This is a genomic window from Mycobacterium sp. MAC_080597_8934, from assembly GCF_000523975.1.
In the GTDB taxonomy this organism is placed as follows: Bacteria; Actinomycetota; Actinomycetes; order Mycobacteriales; family Mycobacteriaceae; genus Mycobacterium; species Mycobacterium avium.
Genome location: NZ_JAOS01000001.1, coordinates 56,135 through 74,993 on the forward strand (window position 1 = coordinate 56,135; position 18,859 = coordinate 74,993).

Sequence of the window (18,859 nt, forward strand, 5' to 3'; positions counted from 1 at the left end):
CCCGCAGACCTTGGCGGGCCCGCATCGTCGTCGGCCGCTGCCCGATTGTCCGACTCCTCAGCAGACCCTGGCGGGCCCGCATCGTCGTCGGCCGGCCCCGGTAGCCTGCTGACCGTGGCCCTCTACCGCAAGTACCGTCCGGCAACCTTCGCCGAAGTGGTGGGGCAGGAGCACGTCACCGAACCCCTGTCGATCGCGCTGGAAGCCGGCCGGATCAACCACGCCTACCTGTTCTCGGGTCCGCGCGGCTGCGGGAAGACCTCCTCGGCGCGCATCTTGGCCCGCTCGCTGAACTGCGTGCAGGGGCCGACGGCCACGCCGTGCGGGGTGTGCGACTCGTGCCTGGCGCTGGCGCCCAACGCGCCCGGCAGCATCGACGTGGTCGAGCTGGACGCGGCCAGCCACGGCGGCGTGGACGACACCCGCGAGCTGCGCGACCGGGCGTTCTACGCGCCGGCGCAGTCGCGCTACCGGGTGTTCATCGTCGACGAGGCGCACATGGTGACCACCGCGGGGTTCAACGCGCTGCTCAAGATCGTCGAGGAGCCGCCCGAGCACCTCATCTTCATCTTCGCCACCACCGAACCGGAGAAGGTGCTGCCGACGATCCGGTCGCGCACCCATCACTACCCGTTCCGGCTGCTGCCGCCCAAGACCATGCGGGCGCTGATCGGGCGAATCTGCGAACAAGAGGGCGTCGTCGTCGACGACGCGGTGTACCCGCTGGTGATCCGCGCCGGCGGCGGCTCGCCACGCGACACGCTCTCGGTGCTGGACCAGCTGGTCGCGGGTGCCGAGGGCGGGCACGTCACCTACCAGCGGGCGCTGGGCCTGCTCGGGGCCACCGACCTGGCGCTGATCGACGACGCCGTGGACGCCCTGGCGGCCGGCGACGCCGCGGCGCTGTTCGGCGCGGTGGAGTCGGTGATCGACGCCGGGCATGATCCGCGGCGCTTCGCCACCGACCTGCTCGAGCGGTTCCGCGACCTGATCCTGCTGCAGGCCGTCCCCGATGCGGCCAGCCGCGGCGTGGTGGACGCTCCCGAGGACGTGCTGGAGCGGATGCGTGACCAGGCCACCCGGATCGGCCCGGCGACCCTGACCCGTTACGCCGAGGTGGTGCAGGCGGGGCTCGGCGAGATGCGGGGTGCGACGGCGCCGCGGCTGCTGCTCGAGGTGGTGTGCGCCCGGCTGCTGTTGCCCTCGGCCAGCGACACCGAATCGGCGCTGCTGCAACGGGTCGAGCGGATCGAGACCCGGCTGGACATGTCCATTCCCGCGGGGTCGACGCCGGCCGAGCCGGTCGAGCAGCCGGTGCGGTTCACCCGGCCGTCCGCGGCGCCCAAGCCGGCGTCCAAGCCCGAGCCGGCGGCGGCCAAGCCCGAGCACGAGCCGGAACCCCAGCCCGAGGCCAGGCCGGAGCCGAGGCCCAAACCCACGCCGGAGCCCAAGCCGGCGCCGGAGCCGGCGCGGGCCTCCGAAACCCCGTCCGCGCCAGGGGAACTCAATGCCGCCGCGGTGCGAAGCATGTGGTCGACGGTGCGCGACAAGGTCCGTCAGCGCAGCCGCACCACCGAGGTGATGCTGGCCGGCGCCACCGTTCGGGCGATCGAGGACAACACGCTGGTGCTGACGCATGAATCGGCACCCCTGGCCAAGCGGCTCTGCGAACAGCGCAACGCCGACGTCATCGCCGAGGCGCTCAAGGATGCGCTGGGCGTCAACTGGCGGGTGCGGTGTGAGGCCGGCTCACCGGCGCCGGCGACGGCCGGCCCGCCGCATCCCAAGCCGGAACAGCCTGTCCCCGAACCGGATTCGGCCCGCCGTGACGAGGAAGAGCACATGCTGGCCGAGGCGGTGCGCGACGAGCCGGCGGCGCGCCGCGACCCGGAAGAGGCCGCGCTGGAGCTGCTGCAGAACGAGTTGGGCGCCCGCCGCATCGACGGGGGCTGAGCACCTCCCTGTTAGGGCGACCACCACGGCCGCAGCGGCAGGTCGTCGTCGCCGCGCGCGTCGACGTTGGCCGCCAGCACGTGATGCAGCTGAAGGTTGTTCTGCTCGAAGGCAACTCGCGAGGCCGCCATGTACAAACCCCACACCTTCGCGGTCGGCAACCCGACCTCGTCGACGGCGGCGTCCCAGTGCTCGACCAGATTGCGGCACCAGTCGCGCAGCGTCATCGCGTAGTGGTGCCGGAAGTTCTCGCCGTGCAGCACCTCGAAGCCGACGTCCTGGATCGCGCAGGTGATGCGGCCCGACCCGGTCAGCTCGCCGTCCGGGAACACGTAGCGGTCGGTGAACCCGCCGGCGAACGACGTCGAGGTGTTGTCGTGCCGGGTGATGCAGTGGTTGAGCAGCAGACCGCCGGTGCGCAGCTTGCTCTTCAGGAACCCGAAGTAGGCGGGGTAGTTCTTGACGCCAATGTGCTCGGTCAACCCGATCGAGGACACCGCGTCGAACCCGGTTTCCGCGACGTCGCGGTAGTCGGAGTGGCGCACCTGCGCCAGGTCGCCGAGCCCCTCGTCGTCGATGCGGCGCTGCGCCCACTTCGCCTGCTCGGCCGACAGGGTGGCGCCGATCGCCCGCACCCCGCGGCGCGCCGCGTAGCGCACCATGCCGCCCCAGCCGCAGCCGACGTCGAGCAGCCGGTCGCCCGGGGCCAACCGCAACTTGTCGAAGATCAGCCGGTACTTGTTCTCCTGCGCCTCTTCCAGCGTCGCGTCGGGGTGCGGGTACACCGCGCAGGTGTAGGTCATCGACGGGCCCAGCACCAATTCGTAGAACCGGTTGGAGACGTCGTAGTGGTGGTGGATGGCCTCGGCGTCGCGGGCCTTGGTGTGCATCAGCCCGTCGGCGATCCGGCGCCACCGGGGTCGCGTCTCCTGCGGCGGCGGGGCCACCGGCAACAACCGCTCGAACCCGATCGAGCGGACGACGTTGGCCAGCACCCGGGCCGGCGGCCGCTTGAACTGCACCCGATCGGTGAGCGTCTTGAGCAGCCGGTACGGATCACCCGGATGCACGCCGTAGGCCTGCAGGTCGCCGGCCACGTAGGCGCGGGCCAGGCCGAGCTCGCCCGGCGCCGTCGCCAGATACGTGGCCCCGCGCGGACTGCGCAGATCCAGGCCCAGCTCGGCGTCTTCGCTGCCGGCGGTGCTGCCGTCGTAAGCGGTGAACTTCAGCGGGTGGCGGCCGGTCGCGGCGAAGACCTCCAGAATCTCGGCCATGCTGAGCTTGCCGGTCCGCGACCGGTGCGGTTGTTTGGTGGTCGTCATCGCCGTTGTACCGCCTTCGCGTAGAGGTCGAGTAAACGAGAATCGGGGTCGTAGGTCTTCTTGACGGTGTTGTACGCCTCGCCGCCGTAGAGCTCGTCGAACTCCTCGCGGGTGTAGAAGGAGTCGGAGTACAGCGACTTATGCCCGTCCAGCTCGCTCACCTTGGCTTCGATCAGCCGGTTGGTGGCGCCCTCGGTCGCACCGGCGGGCACCGACGACCAGAAGCCGACGTTGACATAGGTGTGATCCGGGCGCATCGGGTACAGCGGCCAGCCGTCATGGTCGCGTAACCGTAAGGGGCACAACCAGATCGGTGTGATGGGCACCGTTTCGAGGAACCACTCCAGGAATTCGAAGGTCCGTTCCACCGGCAGCTCGACGTCCTGCACCACCCGCTCGCGCGGCGGACGGCCGTTGCGGGCCTCGATGCGGTCCGAGATGCGCAAGCGCCGGTCCAGCGAGACCAGCTTGGAGTAGACGCTGCTGCGCCGGTAGCGGCGCGGCCACCAGCGCCGCACCCGCGGGTTCTGCACGCCGAACGCACGCGAGCACCAGAACCAGTCGGTGTCCCAGCGCCAGAAGTAGTCGTGCATGGTCAGCCGGTCGTCCTTGGTGGGCTCGTCGCCCGGGGAGTCGTGCCGGATCGACTGGTAGTAGATGTGTTGCCCGGTGTAGTCGCTGACCGGGCCGGGGGTGGTGGTCCGCCGGCCCACGCACAGGTAGCTCTCGTCGGCGCTGAACACCACGCCGTCGAGATAGTCCACCGGCGTGCCGGCGTGGCCGCCGGTGTCGATGATGCGTTCGGCCGCCGCGATCAGGTCAGCCAGCGCGTGAAACCTGATGTGGCGCAACGCCACAAACGGCGCGACCGGCTCCAGCTCGATCCGCAGTCGGGTCGAATACCCAAGCGTGCCATAGGAATTCGGGAAGGCGCGGAACAGGTCGGCGTGCTGGGTGCGCGACGCGGTGAGCAATTCGCCGGCGCCGGTGAGGATGTCCATCTCCAGCACCGACTCGTGCGGCAGACCGTTGCGGAACGACGCCGATTCGATGCCCAGGCCGCTCACCGCGCCGCCGAGGGTGATGGTCTTGAGCTGGGGCACCACCAGCGGCGACAGCCCGTACGGCAGGGTCGCGGCCACCAGGTCCTCGTAGGTGCACATGCCCGCCACGTCGGCGGTGCGGGTCTCCGGATCCACCCCCAGCACCCGGGTCAGCCCGGAGGTGTCCAGGCCGGGCGCGTCGCGTTTGGTGCGGGCGCGGAACAGGTTTGACGTCGGCTTGGCCAGCCGGACGGCCGACGTTGCCGGGATGGACCGATAACTTTCCAGCAACCGGTCGACGCCGGCCTGGTGGGCCGAGAGTGCGGATCCAAGGACTGGCACCAGATATACCCTAGTCTTCGACAACAGCCCGTGCACCCGTCGTGAGCGGCGGTATCGGGGAAACCATCAGCAGGAGGGGCCGCCGTGGGACAGGTGAGCGCAGACAGCACCATCTTGATCAACGCCGACCCGGCGGCAACCCTTGCCGCCGTCGCGGACTACCAGACGGTCCGCCCGAAAATCCTCTCCCCGCAATACAGCGACTACCAGGTGCTGCAGGGCGGGCAGGGCGCCGGCACGGTCGCCAAGTGGAAGCTGCAAGCCACCAAGTCGCGGGTCCGCGACGTGCAGGTCGACGTCGACGTGGCCGGGCACACCGTGATCGAGAAGGACGCCAATTCGTCCATGGTGACCAACTGGACGGTGGCACCGGCCGGGCCCGGCTCCAGCGTCACCGTCAAGACCACCTGGACCGGCGCCGGCGGCGTCAAGGGCTTCTTCGAGAAAACCTTTGCGCCGTTGGGGCTGAAGAAGATTCAGGGCGAGGTGCTGGCCAACCTGAAGAGGGAGCTGGAGAGCTAGCGGGCCTGGCCCTGGGAGCCCAGGAAGCCCGCGACGCCGCGGACCATCGCGTCGGCGTACTTCTGCCGGCCCTCGGCCGACTCCATCAGCGCCGAATCCGCGGGGTTCTTCATGTTGCCGCACTCGACCAGGATCGACGGGTACTGCGCCAGGTTCAGGCCGGTCAGGTCCGAGCGCCCGTATAGCCCGTTCTGGCCGATGTAGTTGGCCGGCGGGATGCCCGAGGCCTGCATCTGATCGCGCATGATTCGGGCGTATTGCACCGACGGCCCGGCCTGCACCTGGTTGAGCGGCGGGGCCGAATAGTTGACGTGGAAGCCGCGGCCCGACGGCGGTCCGCCATCGGCGTGGATGGACAGAATCGCGTTGGGGTGCAACGCGTTGGCCATGTTGGCGCGCTCATCGACGCACGGGCCCAGCCCGGTGTCGTTGGCCCGGGCCAGGGCGGTCCGCACCCCCAGCGCGGTCAGCTCGGCGCGCACCCGAAGCGCGGTGTCCCAGGTGAAGGTGTGCTCCTGGTAGCCGGTGTTGGTCGCCGTCCCACTGGCCTGACAGTCCTTGGTGCCGCCGCGCCCGGTGGGCACCTGGCGGTTGATGGACGCGTCGTTGGAGCCGTTGTGGCCCGGGTCGATGAACACCACCATGCCGGCGATGTTGGACGGCACCCCCCACGCGGCCGGGGCTGCGGTCGGAATGATCGCCGTCGACGCAGCAACCAGCGCACCGACCGCCACTTTGATCCCGACACGTCTGCTCAGTCGTAGGTCCACGGCGCCAAGGTAACGTCGCGCGGTCTACGCTGGGTGTTCCGAATCGCCGGAGACTCACGAGCGAAACCAAGTCGAGACCAAGACGCGAGGGGACTGTCATGCAACCCGGACCCGGAGGCGATATGTCCGCGCTGCTGGCCCAGGCGCAGCAGATGCAGCAAAAGCTCATGGAGGCCCAGCAGCAACTGGCCAACGCCGAGGTGCACGGTCAGGCCGGCGGGGGTCTGGTCAAGGTCGTCGTCAAGGGCAGCGGCGAGGTGGTCGCGGTCAAGATCGATCCCTCCGTCGTCGACCCGTCGGACGTCGAGACCTTGCAGGACCTGGTCGTCGGCGCCATGGCCGACGCGTCCAAGCAGGTCACCCGGATGGCCCAGGAGCGGCTCGGGTCGCTGGCCGGCGGGTTCGGCGCGCCGCCCGGGCAGCCTCCGGCACCGGCGCCGGGCGTTTAGCGTCCGGGTAGATTCCAGGGCCGACATGTTTGAGGGACCCGTCCAGGACCTGATCGACGAGCTGGGCAAGCTGCCGGGCATCGGGCCCAAAAGCGCCCAGCGCATCGCCTTTCATCTGCTGTCGGTCGAACCGCCCGACATCGACCGGCTGACCGCGGTGCTGGCCAGGGTCCGCGACGGGGTGCGGTTCTGCGCGGTGTGCGGCAACGTCTCCGACGACGAGCGCTGCCGGATTTGCTCCGACCCCCGCCGCGACGCGTCGGTGGTGTGCGTGGTCGAGGAGCCCAAGGACGTGCAGGCCGTCGAGCGCACCCGCGAATTCCGCGGCCGCTACCACGTTTTGGGCGGTGCGCTCGATCCGCTGTCCGGGGTGGGCCCCGATCAGCTGCGGATCCGCGAGCTGCTCAGCCGGATCGGGGAGCGGGTCGACGACGTCGACATCACCGAGGTGATCATCGCCACCGACCCGAACACCGAGGGCGAGGCGACGGCCACCTACCTGGTGCGGATGCTGCGCGACATTCCCGGCCTGACCGTGACCCGCATCGCCTCCGGGCTGCCGATGGGCGGCGATCTGGAGTTCGCCGACGAGTTGACGCTGGGCCGCGCGCTGGCCGGCCGCCGCGCCATGGTCTGAGGGTTTTCGGCCGCTCAGCGGGCGGCCAGCCGCTCCCGGCGCAGCAACTCCACCTCGGGCATTGGCAGCTCGGGCAGCCCGCCGACCACCTTGCCCAGCAGCAGGTCGGCCAGCTGCGGGTTGCGGGCCAGGCACGGCCCGTGCATGTAGGTGGCGACCACCGACCCCTGCACCACCCCGTCGAAACCGTCTCCGGCGCGGTTGCCCGCACCCTTGACCACCGCGCCCAGGGGAGCGGCGGAGGGGCCCAATACCGTTCCGCCCCTGTGGTTTTCGAAACCGGTCAACGGCTCGGTCAAGCCGGCCAGCAGCGGCTTGGTCACCAGCTCGCCGATGTGGCGGGCGTCCTGCGGAGAGGTCGTCGCGTCCAGCATGCCCACGCCGTCGACCCGTTCCCCGGCCGACGTCTCATACCAGTGCCCGAGCACCTGAACGGCCGCGCAGATCGCCAGCACCGGCGCGCCGCGTTCGGCGGCGCGCTGCAGGCCCGGGTAGCGCAGCAGATGCCGGGTGGCCAGCCGCTGCGCGTAGTCCTCGGCCCCGCCCAGCGTGTAGAGGTCCAACGACTCGGGCACCGGGTCGGCCAGCGTGAGTTCGACGATCTCGGCGGCGATGCCGCGCAGCCGCAGTCGCTGCCGCAGCACCAGCGCGTTGCCTCCGTCGCCGTAGGTGCCCATCACGTCGGGCAGCACCAGCCCGATCCGCACGACCGAATCAGCCATGGCGCGCCAACGCTCGTTGCAGCGTCAGGAACGCGGTGTAGTTGGCGACGACCTCCACCCGCCCGGGCGGGCAGGACTCGATGGCGGCGACGGTGTCGTGCACCAGGGTGTGCTCGACACCGGCGTACCCGAGCCGCACCGCCAGGTCGGTGCCGCGCTCCCCGGCGGCCACCACCGGGGTGGTCTGGAACGCGTCGTTGAAGTGCTCGAAGCGCACGTCCCACAGCCAGGACAGGTCCTCGCCGTCGGGCACCCGGCCGTTGACCGAGATGACCACCCCGTCGGCGTGCGGGTCCACCATCGACAGCGCTTCCTGCCAGCCCGCCGGATTCTTGGCCAGCAGCATGCGGACGTCGTGCCCGCCGACCCGCACCGTGCGATACCGGCCGGCGACCTCGTCGACCGTCGACACGGCCGTCACCGCCGCCGCCGGATCGGCGCCCAACGCGACCGCGGCCGCTACGGCCTGGGCGGCGTTGCCGCGGTTCACCGCGCCCGGCAGCGCCAACCGCATCGGCAGCGCCACACCGCCTTGGCCGTACAGGTTGCCGCCGTCCTGTGGGTCGAACCACCAGTGCGGGCTGGGCCGCTTGAAGTCGGCGCCGGTGGAATACCAATGCCCCTGCTCGCGGACGATCACCTCGCCGCTGCGCGGGCAGCTCACCGAGTCGTTCGCCCAGGAGCCGCCGGCGGCCACCCACACCACGTGGGGACTGTCGTAGGCCGCGGAGGTCATCAGCACGTCGTCGCAGTTGGCCACGACGACCGCGTCCGGGTGCCGGGCCAGGCCGGCGCGCAGGGTCCGCTCGATGACGTTGATCTCGCCGACCCGGTCCAGCTGGTCGCGGGACAGGTTGAGCAGCACGACGACGCCCGGGCGGACGGCGTCGGACACGTGCGGCACGTGCATCTCGTCGACCTCCAGGGCGGCCAGCCGGGCGCCGCGGTTGGCGGCCAGCGCCGCGACCAGGCCGGCGTCCATGTTGGCGCCCTCGGCGTTGGTGGCCACCGATCCCATGGTGGCCAGCGCGGCGGCGGTCATCCGGGTGGTGGTCGACTTGCCGTTGGTGCCGGTGACGACGACGGTGCGCCGGCCGGTGGCCAGTTGCCGCAGCACCGAGCGGTCCAGCGTCATCGCGACCAGCCCGCCGATCATGGCGCCGGCGCCGCGGCCGGTCACCCGGGACGCCCAGCGCGCGCTCGCTCCCGCGGCCAGGGCCAGGCGGGCACGGGTGGTCAGCACCCGGAGAGTTTAAGGGCGATCGCAAGCGCGGCGCTTGTCGCCGGGCGCAGCGGGTCGCCCTCATCGGGTTCGGTGCGATCGCAAGCGCGGCGCTTGTCGCCGGGCGCAGCGGGTCGCCCTCATCGGGTTCGGTGCGATCGCAAGCGCGGCGCTTGTCGCCGGGCGCAGCGGGTCGCCCTCATCGACTGGAGGCGCAGCGGGTCGCCCAGATCGATTCGAACGCCGACACGGCGCCGTGTGACACCGGTGATGTCGGTCGCCCGTGCCATCCTCAGTGCATGAGCGCGGTGTGCTGGGGTCGTCCGGCCAGCGAGCCGGACGCGGGATGGGCCGTCATCGACGTCGAGACCTCGGGCTTTCGCCCGGGTCAGGCTCGCATCATCAGCCTTGCGGTGCTCGGGCTGGACACCGGCGGCAAGGTCGAGCAGTCGGTGGTGAGCCTGCTCAACCCGGGCGTGGATCCGGGCCCCACCCATGTGCACGGCCTGACTGCCGCCATGCTGGAAGACCAGCCGCAGTTCGCCGACATCGCGGGCGATGTGGTCGAGGTGCTGCGCGGCCGCACCCTGGTCGCCCACAACGTGGCCTTCGACTACGCCTTCCTCGCCGCCGAGGCCGAACTCGCCGGCATCGAACTTCCCGTCGACACCGTGATGTGCACGGTCGAGCTGGCCCGGCGGCTGGACCTGGGCATCGACAACCTGCGGCTGGAGACGCTGGCGGCGCACTGGGGCGTGACCCAGCAGCGGCCGCACGACGCCTTCGACGACGCCATGGTGCTGACCGGCGTGCTGGCCTCGGCGCTGCAGCGGGCCCGGGAACGCGACATCTGGCTGCCGGTGCATCCGGTGACCCGGCGCCGCTGGCCCAACGGCCGGGTCACCCACGACGAGCTGCGCCCGCTGAAGGTGCTGGCCTCCCGGATGCCCTGCCCCTATCTCAACCCGGGCCCCTACGTGGGCGGCCGACCACTCGTCCAGGGCATGCGCGTCGCGCTGGCCGCCGAGGTCGAGCGCACGCACGAGGAACTCGTCGAGCGGATCCTGCACGCCGGGCTGGCCTACAGCGACACCGTGGACCGGGAGACCTCGCTGGTGGTGTGCAACGACCCCGCCGCCGAGCACGGCAAAGGCTATCTGGCCCGGCAATTGGGGGTGCCGGTGATCTCCGACGCGCAGTTTTTGGACTGCGTTCGCGCCGTCATCGGCGGCACCAGCATGGACGAGTTCACCGACGCCACGCCCGATCCGCAGCTGGCGCTGTTCTGATCAGGCGCGGGCGGCTCGGTTGACCGCCGACACCACCGCGCGCAACGAGGCGGTGGTGATGGACGGGGCGATGCCGACACCCCACACCGTCCGACCGTTGACCGACGCCTCCACATACGCGGCGGCCTGCGCGTCGTCGCCCGAACTCATGGCGTGCTCGGAGTAGTCCAGCACCGCCACATCGAACCCGACCCCGGCGAGCGCGTGCACGAACGCGGCCAGCGGGCCGTTGCCGGTCCCGTTGATCTCGGTCTGCTCCCCGTTGATCTTGACCGTCGCGGAGATGCTGGTGACGCCGCTGTCCTCGTCGGAGGCGTCGACGCGCTGCTTGACCCGCTCCAGCGGCCACACCGGGGCCAGGTACTCCTCGAAGAACGCGTCCCACATCTCCTTGGGGCTGACCTCGCCGCCCTCGCCCTCGCTGATCTTCTGGATCACCTGGGAGAACTCGATCTGCAGCCGGCGCGGCAGGGCCAGGCCGTGATCGGCCTTCATGATGTAGGCCACCCCGCCCTTGCCGGACTGCGAGTTCACCCGGATCACCGCCTCGTAGGTGCGCCCGACGTCCTTGGGGTCGATCGGCAGATACGGCACCTGCCAGAGCATGTCCTCGACGTCGGTGTCGGCGGCGTCGGCGTCGATCTTCATCTGGTCCAGGCCCTTGTTGATGGCGTCCTGGTGGCTGCCGGAGAACGCGGTGTAGACCAGGTCGCCGCCGTAGGGGTGCCGCTCGTGCACCGGCAGCTGATTGCAGTACTCCACCGTGCGGCGGATCTCGTCGATGTTGGAGAAGTCGATCTGCGGGTCCACGCCGCGGGAGAACAGGTTCAGCCCCAGCGTCACCAGGCACACGTTGCCGGTGCGTTCGCCGTTGCCGAACAGGCAGCCCTCGATCCGGTCGGCGCCGGCCGCATAGCCCAATTCCGCTGCGGCTACGGCGGTTCCGCGGTCGTTGTGCGGGTGCAGGCTCAGGATGACGGAGTCGCGGCGGGCCAGATTGCGGCTAATCCACTCGATGGAGTCGGCGTACACGTTGGGGGTGGCCATCTCCACCGTGGCGGGCAGGTTGAAGATGATCGGGTTTTCCGGTGTGGGCCTTATGATTTCGCCGACCGCGTCGCACACCTGCTTGGCGTACTCCAGTTCGGTTCCGGTATAGGACTCCGGCGAGTACTCGAACCGCCACCGCGTCTCGGGGTACTTGGCGGCCTCCTCGACGCACTTGCGGGCGCCGGTCACGGCGATCTCCTGCACCGCGGCCCGGTCGGCGCGAAATACCACGCGCCGCTGCAGGATTGACGTCGAGTTGTAGAAGTGCACGATGGCCTGCGGCGCGCCCTGGCACGCGGCGAAGGTGCGCTCGATCAGTTCCGGCCGGCACTGGGTCAGCACCTGAATGGTGACGTCGTCGGGAATGGCGCCCTCGGTGATGATCTCGCGGACGAAGTCGAAGTCGGTCTGGCTGGCCGACGGGAAGCCGACCTCGATCTCCTTGTAGCCCATGCGGACCAGCAGGTCGAACATGCGGCGCTTGCGGGCCGGGCTCATCGGGTCGATCAGCGCCTGGTTGCCGTCGCGCAGGTCCACCGCGCACCACAGCGGGGCACGGTCGATGACCTTGTCGGGCCAGGTGCGGTCGGGCAGCCGGATCGGCTCGACCTCCTCGGCGAACGGCCGGTACCGGTTGACCGGCATCGAGGAACCGCGCTGGGGGTTCCAGGCCGGCTGTCCGGGGCCGGGCGGGCCGGCGGGTTTGACGATGCTGCGGGACGAGCTGAAGGCGTCGGGATGGGAAGTCACGGTGATTGCTCCGGGGATATCAGAAGGAACCTCAGACCGGCGCATCGCGAACACCCGCGACGGGAAGCCGGTCTGGAATCAGACCCCGTCGCGGCGTCCGAGGAGGAGCACCCGCTGCACGTCGGCAACTTTACCGCGATTGGCGCCGTGGCGAAAATGCCGCCGGGACCGCGGCGCGCGCGCAGGCCGGGCCACCCGGTATCGCGACGTAAATCACCATGCGGGGGCACGTATTCTGTTGTGGACTTATTCCCGAAATACCAGTGCGCAGGCCCGGAGAGGCAGGAAAAAGGTGGCGCTCGTCGTGCAGAAGTACGGCGGATCCTCGGTGGCCAACGCCGATCGGATCCGGCGCGTGGCCGAGCGCATCGTCGCCACCAAGAAGCAGGGCAACGACGTGGTGGTCGTCGTCTCCGCGATGGGTGACACCACCGACGACCTGATGGACCTGGCCCAGCAGGTGTGTCCGGCCCCGCCGCCGCGCGAACTGGACATGCTGCTGACCGCCGGCGAGCGGATCTCCAACGCGCTGGTGGCGATGGCGATCGAGTCGCTGGGCGCCCAGGCGCGTTCGTTCACCGGCTCGCAGGCCGGGGTGATCACCACCGGCACGCACGGCAACGCCAAGATCATCGACGTCACGCCGGGACGGCTGCAGGCCGCGCTGGACGAGGGCCGCATCGTGCTGGTGGCCGGGTTCCAGGGCGTCAGCCAGGACACCCGGGACGTCACCACGCTGGGCCGCGGCGGCTCGGACACCACGGCCGTCGCCCTGGCCGCGGCGCTGGGCGCCGACGTCTGCGAGATCTACACCGACGTCGACGGCATCTTCTCCGCCGACCCCAGGATCGTGCACAACGCCCGCAAGCTGGACACGGTGACCTTCGAGGAGATGCTCGAGATGGCGGCTTGCGGCGCCAAGGTCTTAATGCTGCGCTGCGTGGAATATGCCCGCCGCTACAACATTCCGGTGCATGTCCGGTCCTCGTACTCGGACAAGGAAGGCACCGTCGTCGTCGGATCGATCAAGGACAAGCCCATGGAAGACCCCATCCTGACCGGAGTCGCGCACGACCGCAGCGAGGCGAAGGTGACCGTCGTCGGCATCCCCGACATCCCGGGCTACGCGGCGCGGGTATTCCGCGCCGTCGCCGACGCCGACGTCAACATCGACATGGTGCTGCAGAACGTCTCCAAGGTCGAGGACGGCAAGACCGACATCACCTTCACCTGCTCGCGCGAGGCCGGGCCCACCGCGGTGGCCAAGCTGGACGCGCTGAAGGACGAGATCGGGTTCACCCAGTTGCTCTACGACGACCACATCGGCAAGGTGTCGCTGATCGGGGCCGGCATGCGCAGCCACCCGGGCGTCACCGCCACCTTCTGTGAGGCGCTGGCGCAGGTGGGCGTCAACATCGAGCTGATCTCCACCTCCGAGATCCGGATCTCGGTGCTGTGCCGCGACACGGAACTGGACAAGGCCGTGGTGGCGTTGCACGAGGCGTTCGGGCTCGGCGGCGCGGAGACCGCCACGGTGTATGCGGGGACGGGCAGATAGATGGTTGCTATTGGAGTTGTTGGCGCCACCGGCCAGGTCGGCCAGGTGATGCGCCGGCTGCTCGACGAGCGCGACTTCCCGGCGACCTCGGTGCGGTTCTTCGCGTCGTCGCGCTCGCAGGGCCGCAAGCTGGAATTCCGGGGCGCCGAGATCGAGGTCGAGGACGCCGCGACGGCCGACCCGACCGGTCTGGACATCGCGCTGTTCTCCGCCGGCAAGACGATGTCGCTGGTGCAGGCGCCGCGGTTCGCCGCGGCCGGGGTGACGGTGATCGACAACTCGTCGGCGTGGCGCAAGGACCCCGACGTGCCGCTGGTGGTGTCCGAGGTGAACTTCGAGAGGGACGCGCACCGTCGCCCCAAGGGCATCATCGCCAACCCGAACTGCACCACCATGGCCGCCATGCCGGTGCTCAAGGTGCTGCACGACGAGGCCGGGCTGCAACGCCTGGTGGTGTCCAGCTACCAGGCGGTGTCCGGCAGCGGGATCGCCGGGGTCGAGGAGCTGGCCACCCAGGCGCGCGCGGTCATCGACGGCGCCGAGCAGCTGGTGCACGACGGGCGCGCGGTGTCGTTCCCGGCGCCCCAGACCTACGTCGCGCCGATCGCCTTCAACGTGGTGCCGCTGGCCGGGTCACTGGTCGACGACGGCTCCGGCGAGACCGACGAGGACCAGAAGCTGCGGCACGAGAGCTGCAAGATCCTGGGCATCCCCGACCTGGCGGTCAGCGGGACCTGCGTGCGGGTGCCGGTGTTCACCGGGCACTCGCTGTCGATCAACGCCGAATTCGCCCGGCCGCTGTCCCCGGAGCGGGCCCGCGAGCTGCTCGACGGCGCGCCCGGGGTCAAGGTGGTCGACGTGCCGACCCCGCTGGCGGCCGCCGGCGTCGACGAATCCCTGGTCGGCCGGATCCGGCGCGACCCGGGGGTGCCCGACGGGCGCGGCCTGGCCCTGTTCATCTCCGGTGACAACCTGCGCAAGGGCGCGGCGCTGAACACCATCCAGATCGCCGAGCTGCTGGCCGCTCAGTTGTGAGGCGCGGGTGAGCGCCGCGCACACTCGACTGGTCGCGCGGTGTTCGCTTGCATTGACTTTGCTTGCGCCGCAATGGTTTACCGCGGCGCGCGCCGACCCGCCGGCGCCCGAACCGGAACCCATCGTGGGCCCGCTGGCGCCCGGCCAGGTGCTGCGCATCGGCCCCACCGCCGGAACCGGCACTCCCACAGGCGATTACGGGATCGGCGCCACCGACCTGTGTGAGTTCGTGGAATTTCCCACCGAACTGCTGCAGGTGTGCGGCGACAGCTTCGCGGGCCAGGGCGTCGGATTCGGCGGCTGGTATGCGCCGGTGGCCCTGCGCGTCGACACCGCGTCCGTCGACGACCCGGCCGGGGTGCGCTACACCGGCGTCACCGGGATCAGCAATCCGCTGCTGGCCGACCCCGCCCCGCCTGGCGCCTCGCAGCTGCCCGCCGGGGTGGTGCAGATCAACCGGCGCAACTACCTGATGGTGACGACCACGAAAAACCTTGAGCCGCAAAGCTCCCGGCTGGTGACCGCCGAACCGGTGCGGGCGGGCTGGCAGACGATCCCGGGGTCCACGCGGCCCGCCTCGTATCAGGGCGGCTCGCAGACCCAGATCAGCGGCTATTACGACCCGATACCCACCGAGGAATCGCCGAGCGGCTGGGTGTACATCGTGGCCGACAGTTTCACCCGCCGGGATCCGGTCGTGCTGTACCGGGTGACCCCGCAGGCCTTCACCGACCGGTCCCGGTGGCAGGGCTGGGCGGCCGGACCGCAAGGCGGGTGGGGGAAGCCGCCGACCCCGCTGTGGCCGGACGCGGTGGGCGAGATGTGCATCCGGCAGATCGACGGCAAGGCCGTGCTGAGTTATTTCAATGCCACCACGGGCAACATGGAGGTCCGGGTCGCCGACGACCCGCGGATGCTGGGTGACGCGCCGGTCACCACGGTGGTGCAGCACGACGAGTGGCCCGAGCCGGCGGAAAGCCTGCCGCCGCCCTACGACAACCGGCTCGCGCAGCCCTACGGCGGCTACATCTCGCCCGGCTCCACGCTCGACGAGCTGCGGATCTTCGTGAGCCAGTGGGACACCCGCGCGCGGGTGGCCGCTCCCTACCGGGTCATCCAGTTCGCGGTGAACCCGCTCAAGCCCTGATCAGAGGCCATATTTCAGCCCTCCGTCCGCAGGGCGTCCGCAGTAGATCCGAGCGCCTGCTCGACCAAGCCCGCTGCGGCCTTCCTGGTCCGGTCGTTGGCGTCGGGCCACAGATGGCTGTAGGTGTCCAAAGTGACCGACGCCGAGCTGTGCCCGAGCGCGCGCTGGACGGTCACGACGTCGCAGCCGGCCGCAATCAGGCCCGAGGCGTAGAAGTGCCGAAGGTCGTGCAGCCGGTACTCGATGTGCACCTTGTCGCGGACCTTGCGCCACCACCGTCCCACCGTCGCAGCATGCGCCGGCAGCTGGTCGTCGCGCGCACCCGCGAACAGCCACCGGTCCGGGTCATCGCCCGTCCTGTACAGGCGCACGTGCTCCGAGATGATCTTCACCAAAGCGTCAGGAACGCACACGGTGCGCTCGGACCCGTACTTCGGGCCGCGGAGCTCCATCCGGCCGTCATCAGTCCACTGGACCTGACGCTGAACCCTGATCTCCTGGCGCATGAAGTCGACGTCTGACACCTTCAATGCGGATGCTTCACCGCGGCGCAGGTCGGCGAACGCACAGACCGCGATGAACGCCGCGTACCAGGGCTCGATGTCGTCGGTTGCGCGGATCGCCGCGCCGACCTCCTGCGCGGTTGGAATCGTCATCGCAGCCGACGCTTTCCGTACCCGCGGCAGACGTATCCCGGTGGTCACGTCCCGCGCCATGAAACGGTCCCGGACAGCCGCGCGGAACACACTGCGTACGTTCCCGAACCGGGTGCGGATCGTCGTCGGCTCGAGCTCGTTATCCTGCATCGCCTTCACCCATGACTCGACGTGTGAAGGCCGGATATCACCCAAGCCGACGTTGCCGAACGTCACCGAGTTAGCGGCCAGGTCCATTGAATGCGCCGTTCCTGACACCCACACCTGCCGCGACGACCAATCCTTGTAATACGAGGCGAACGTTACCTTCCCCAGCCTGGGATCAACGTAGGTTCCGGTGGCAAACTTCGTCGTGATCTCGGTATCCAGCCACGATTGCGCATCGGCCTTCCTGGCGAAGCCCCTTGCGTGCTCGCGCCCATCCTCATCGACGTACCTTGCCCGCCAACGCTTCCCGCTGCCGTACGCGGCGCTCGGTACGGTATCTGTTTTGCCGTCAGGTAGGCGAATCGTCTTCGTCCAGCGATCCTCAACACCGCTCCGGCGGTTACGACGTTGGGCCGGCGTACTCAATCGGGTACTCCCTATCAAGCTTTGCGAAAACTCTTGCAGCGGTGCGTATTAGCGTCGCCAACGAGTGCGCGTCTTCTTGCAGTTCCGTGTTCAGGCGCACATATTCTCGGGCGACCTTGATTAGTCGCTTATCTGGTTCGAGCCCAGGAACGGTACTGACGGCCCGCACGTAAGAGGCGATGAGTTGGTTACCGTTTTCTGTGCCACGCTTGACGTGGCTGTCGATGGTTTCTGCTTGTCGCACAAGAAAATCGAATGCGTCAGCAGCGACCATCTCGGCAAGCTCGTTATAGGCGATCTCGACACTCTCGCCGCGCAACATCGTCTCAAAGCGGGCATCGAGAACCCTGGCAATGACCAGCGCCTCGGTTAGTTTGAGGGGTCGCTCACCGGCTTCAACTCGTTGCACGGTGGTTTGGTGGAAGCGGAGCCCTCCTTCCGAGAGGCGACGAGCGAACTCGGTCTGCGACCACCCTTTCGCTTCTCGGCGCTCTCTCATCTGGGTAGCGAAGTTGATCTCGTACCCCGAGTCATCCCAGGCCCAAGGTTCAAAGTCGTCATCAGACACCGTGCAACCATACCAACACAGTGATGCACCCTCCAACATGTAGTTGCAAACGCAAACTTCGTCGTGTACAACCAACACTGTGATGGGTGATCCATCACAGTGTTGGAGAGGGGAAGACTAGATGATGCCGGGTGAGGAACTGCTGACCGCGAAGCAGGTATGCGCGGAGTATCCGTTCAATCCTGGGACATTGCGCTTCTGGCGGAGCACCAATCAGGGACCGGCGAGTTTCACCGTTGGCCCGCGCGGCCGCGTGGTGTATCGGCGGTCCGAAATCGAGCGGTGGCTTGCCGACCAGGAAACCGCAACTCGACGTGGCGGCGGCGCTGCCTGATGCACGCCACCAACAAGATCGAAGGCCCCAGGGCTGCCACCCCAGGGCCTTCTCAACCAATCGCTCCACAAGAACAGAGAGGTCTCACAATGTTAGAACACCACGCCGACGACGACCAGGTTCCCGGCCGCGGCACGTACCCGGTCGACTCAGCTACCCGCGCGTGCTGTCAAGGGATCGGCCGTCACGCACCCGACTGCCCAGAGTCTGCCGACGCCGGCCGTTTCACCGGTGATCGCTACGACCGTCTCATCCAGGGAGCAGAAGTGCTCGCGAGCGACCCGGCCATCGAGAACGCGGACTCACTTTTCAACGGTCAGTTCATCCGCGCATTCGTCCATGAACTTGTCGAAGCGAAGGTGCTAGACGGCCTGAGCGAGCGCGACTGCGACACCTTCTCCATGCTGGCCATCATCAACGGCGCACAAGGGCCTGCCCACCTGGCGTGGCGTATCCACCAGTGGCTCAACGGCAACCAGCTCGACCGAAACACCGACGAAGACAATCCGTTGGCTGTGTGCTCTGCGCTGGCCACGGCTCTCAAAATCATGATTGATGCCTTCGCCTGGGCCTTCGCAGCCGCGGAGTCCAAAGGGTGACCGACTATCGAACCGAGTCGCGGCAGGTCGACTTCTATATGGTCCATCTGTTCGTGGCGCCAATGTTGCACGAGGCGGGGAGCTGGCCGTTGGCCGGCTCCTACGCCTGGCAGCAGCTCGACGCCACCGATCCGCGAAAACTGGCGGCTGTTCTCGACGGCGGTCGCCGCGATGCCTTGCGCAACGACACCATCAGCGCGGCTCTTACCCAAGCGGCCCAAGGTATTTCAGCATCTTCGGACTGGTCAGGATTGTCGCGCAGTATCCGACGTCGCTCAGGTGTCTACATTCCACGGGAGGTGGCGTGACGGACACACC

Annotated in this window: 19 protein-coding genes; 11 read left to right on the forward strand and 8 right to left on the reverse strand. The window is 69.0% G+C overall.

The features are described 5' to 3' along the window. Nucleotides 1–114 precede the first annotated feature (114 nt). Nucleotides 115–1,953, forward strand: coding sequence for a DNA polymerase III subunits gamma/tau (locus NF20_RS00260; protein WP_033711738.1), 1,839 nt, complete (start codon nt 115–117; stop codon nt 1,951–1,953). Nucleotides 1,954–1,964: 11 nt separating this feature from the next. On the opposite strand, the gene NF20_RS00265 is transcribed toward NF20_RS00260, so the two are convergent. Both NF20_RS00265 and NF20_RS00270 read right to left on the reverse strand, forming a co-directional pair. Then, on the reverse strand, nt 1,965–3,275 hold the full coding sequence (locus tag NF20_RS00265) for a class I SAM-dependent methyltransferase (protein ID WP_003873371.1): 1,311 nt from the start codon (nt 3,273–3,275) through the stop codon (nt 1,965–1,967). After that, nucleotides 3,272–4,663 (reverse strand): FAD-binding oxidoreductase, encoded by a 1,392-nt coding sequence (locus NF20_RS00270; RefSeq protein ID WP_050593699.1) that lies wholly within the window; start codon nt 4,661–4,663, stop codon nt 3,272–3,274. Before NF20_RS00270 ends, NF20_RS00265 begins: the two co-directional genes overlap by 4 nt. An 81-nt stretch (nt 4,664–4,744) precedes the next feature. On the opposite strand from NF20_RS00270, the gene NF20_RS00275 reads away from it, so the two are divergent. Further along, a complete protein-coding gene (locus tag NF20_RS00275; protein ID WP_009974602.1) occupies nt 4,745–5,182 on the forward strand; it encodes an SRPBCC family protein in 438 nt (145 codons plus the stop codon). Here NF20_RS00275 and NF20_RS00280 read toward each other — a convergent pair. Continuing rightward, nucleotides 5,179–5,952, reverse strand: coding sequence for an Rv3717 family N-acetylmuramoyl-L-alanine amidase (locus NF20_RS00280; RefSeq protein WP_010948820.1), 774 nt, complete (start codon nt 5,950–5,952; stop codon nt 5,179–5,181). The genes NF20_RS00275 and NF20_RS00280 overlap by 4 nt on opposite strands. A 98-nt stretch (nt 5,953–6,050) precedes the next feature. Between NF20_RS00280 and NF20_RS00285 the strand changes: the two genes are divergently transcribed. Together NF20_RS00285 and recR are read left to right on the forward strand one after the other, a co-directional pair. Beyond that, nucleotides 6,051–6,401 carry a YbaB/EbfC family nucleoid-associated protein gene (locus tag NF20_RS00285; RefSeq protein WP_010948819.1) on the forward strand — a complete coding sequence of 117 codons (351 nt, stop codon included), beginning with the start codon at nt 6,051–6,053 and terminating at the stop codon, nt 6,399–6,401. 25 nt (nt 6,402–6,426) lie between these two features. Next, nucleotides 6,427–7,038, forward strand: a complete 612-nt coding sequence (gene recR, locus NF20_RS00290) for a recombination mediator RecR (RefSeq protein ID WP_003873365.1) — start codon at nt 6,427–6,429, stop codon at nt 7,036–7,038. A 14-nt stretch (nt 7,039–7,052) separates the two neighbouring features. On the opposite strand, the gene NF20_RS00295 is transcribed toward recR, so the two are convergent. Together NF20_RS00295 and NF20_RS00300 are read right to left on the reverse strand one after the other, a co-directional pair. Beyond that, on the reverse strand, nt 7,053–7,760 hold the full coding sequence (locus NF20_RS00295) for a type 1 glutamine amidotransferase (RefSeq protein WP_033711741.1): 708 nt from the start codon (nt 7,758–7,760) through the stop codon (nt 7,053–7,055). Beyond that, nucleotides 7,753–9,003, reverse strand: a complete 1,251-nt coding sequence (locus NF20_RS00300; RefSeq protein WP_033717187.1) for a Mur ligase family protein — start codon at nt 9,001–9,003, stop codon at nt 7,753–7,755. The genes NF20_RS00295 and NF20_RS00300 overlap by 8 nt, the downstream gene beginning before the upstream one ends. A gap of 278 nt (nt 9,004–9,281) precedes the next feature. On the opposite strand from NF20_RS00300, the gene NF20_RS00305 reads away from it, so the two are divergent. Continuing rightward, a complete protein-coding gene (locus NF20_RS00305; protein WP_023869911.1) occupies nt 9,282–10,271 on the forward strand; it encodes a DEDDh family exonuclease in 990 nt (329 codons plus the stop codon). On the opposite strand, the gene leuA is transcribed toward NF20_RS00305, so the two are convergent. Continuing rightward, nucleotides 10,272–12,116: a 2-isopropylmalate synthase gene (leuA, locus tag NF20_RS00310; RefSeq protein ID WP_369798127.1), complete on the reverse strand. Its 1,845-nt coding sequence runs from the start codon at nt 12,114–12,116 to the stop codon at nt 10,272–10,274. It abuts the gene before it with no gap. Between the two features lie 247 nt (nt 12,117–12,363). Here leuA and NF20_RS00315 point away from each other — a divergent pair, with 247 nt between their 5' ends. Genes NF20_RS00315 through NF20_RS00325 form a run of 3 tightly spaced genes read left to right on the forward strand, consistent with a single transcriptional unit; the run spans nt 12,364 to nt 15,811 of the window. Then, nucleotides 12,364–13,629 (forward strand): aspartate kinase, encoded by a 1,266-nt coding sequence (locus NF20_RS00315; RefSeq protein ID WP_003877007.1) that lies wholly within the window; start codon nt 12,364–12,366, stop codon nt 13,627–13,629. After that, complete coding sequence (locus tag NF20_RS00320; RefSeq protein ID WP_033712039.1) at nt 13,630–14,664, forward strand: aspartate-semialdehyde dehydrogenase; 1,035 nt, start codon at nt 13,630–13,632, stop codon at nt 14,662–14,664. It abuts the gene before it with no gap. Between the two features lie 7 nt (nt 14,665–14,671). Then, a complete protein-coding gene (locus NF20_RS00325; RefSeq protein ID WP_033712036.1) occupies nt 14,672–15,811 on the forward strand; it encodes a DUF4185 domain-containing protein in 1,140 nt (379 codons plus the stop codon). A 14-nt stretch (nt 15,812–15,825) separates the two neighbouring features. Here the strand turns inward: NF20_RS00325 and NF20_RS00330 are convergent, their stop codons facing one another. Together NF20_RS00330 and NF20_RS00335 are read right to left on the reverse strand one after the other, a co-directional pair. Further along, on the reverse strand, nt 15,826–17,040 hold the full coding sequence (locus NF20_RS00330) for a tyrosine-type recombinase/integrase (RefSeq protein WP_218917627.1): 1,215 nt from the start codon (nt 17,038–17,040) through the stop codon (nt 15,826–15,828). Next, on the reverse strand, nt 17,015–17,608 hold the full coding sequence (locus tag NF20_RS00335; protein WP_033712033.1) for a helix-turn-helix domain-containing protein: 594 nt from the start codon (nt 17,606–17,608) through the stop codon (nt 17,015–17,017). The genes NF20_RS00330 and NF20_RS00335 overlap by 26 nt, the downstream gene beginning before the upstream one ends. Before the next feature lie 121 nt (nt 17,609–17,729). On the opposite strand from NF20_RS00335, the gene NF20_RS25810 reads away from it, so the two are divergent. From NF20_RS25810 to NF20_RS00345, 3 genes are all read left to right on the forward strand, one after another. After that, complete coding sequence (locus tag NF20_RS25810; protein WP_369798126.1) at nt 17,730–17,942, forward strand: helix-turn-helix transcriptional regulator; 213 nt, start codon at nt 17,730–17,732, stop codon at nt 17,940–17,942. Nucleotides 17,943–18,031: 89 nt separating this feature from the next. After that, the gene (locus tag NF20_RS00340) at nt 18,032–18,541 is read left to right on the forward strand and encodes a hypothetical protein (protein ID WP_155947423.1); all 510 of its coding nucleotides are present in this window, start codon (nt 18,032–18,034) and stop codon (nt 18,539–18,541) included. Further along, nucleotides 18,538–18,849, forward strand: coding sequence for a DUF2742 domain-containing protein (locus tag NF20_RS00345; RefSeq protein WP_179944054.1), 312 nt, complete (start codon nt 18,538–18,540; stop codon nt 18,847–18,849). Before NF20_RS00340 ends, NF20_RS00345 begins: the two co-directional genes overlap by 4 nt. Nucleotides 18,850–18,859 lie beyond the last annotated feature (10 nt).

What these genes read in the sequence shown, in the direction of transcription:
- NF20_RS00265 (WP_003873371.1), bottom strand. Translation starts at nt 3,275, where the DNA reads ATGACGACCACCAAACAACCGCACCGGTCGCGGACCGGCAAGCTCAGC.
- NF20_RS00285 (WP_010948819.1), top strand. Translation starts at nt 6,051, where the DNA reads ATGCAACCCGGACCCGGAGGCGATATGTCCGCGCTGCTGGCCCAGGCG.
- recR (WP_003873365.1), top strand. Translation starts at nt 6,427, where the DNA reads ATGTTTGAGGGACCCGTCCAGGACCTGATCGACGAGCTGGGCAAGCTG.
- NF20_RS00295 (WP_033711741.1), bottom strand. Translation starts at nt 7,760, where the DNA reads ATGGCTGATTCGGTCGTGCGGATCGGGCTGGTGCTGCCCGACGTGATG.
- NF20_RS00305 (WP_023869911.1), top strand. Translation starts at nt 9,282, where the DNA reads ATGAGCGCGGTGTGCTGGGGTCGTCCGGCCAGCGAGCCGGACGCGGGA.
- leuA (WP_369798127.1), bottom strand. Translation starts at nt 12,116, where the DNA reads ATGCGCCGGTCTGAGGTTCCTTCTGATATCCCCGGAGCAATCACCGTG.
- NF20_RS00320 (WP_033712039.1), top strand. Translation starts at nt 13,630, where the DNA reads ATGGTTGCTATTGGAGTTGTTGGCGCCACCGGCCAGGTCGGCCAGGTG.
- NF20_RS25810 (WP_369798126.1), top strand. Translation starts at nt 17,730, where the DNA reads ATGATGCCGGGTGAGGAACTGCTGACCGCGAAGCAGGTATGCGCGGAG.
- NF20_RS00340 (WP_155947423.1), top strand. Translation starts at nt 18,032, where the DNA reads ATGTTAGAACACCACGCCGACGACGACCAGGTTCCCGGCCGCGGCACG.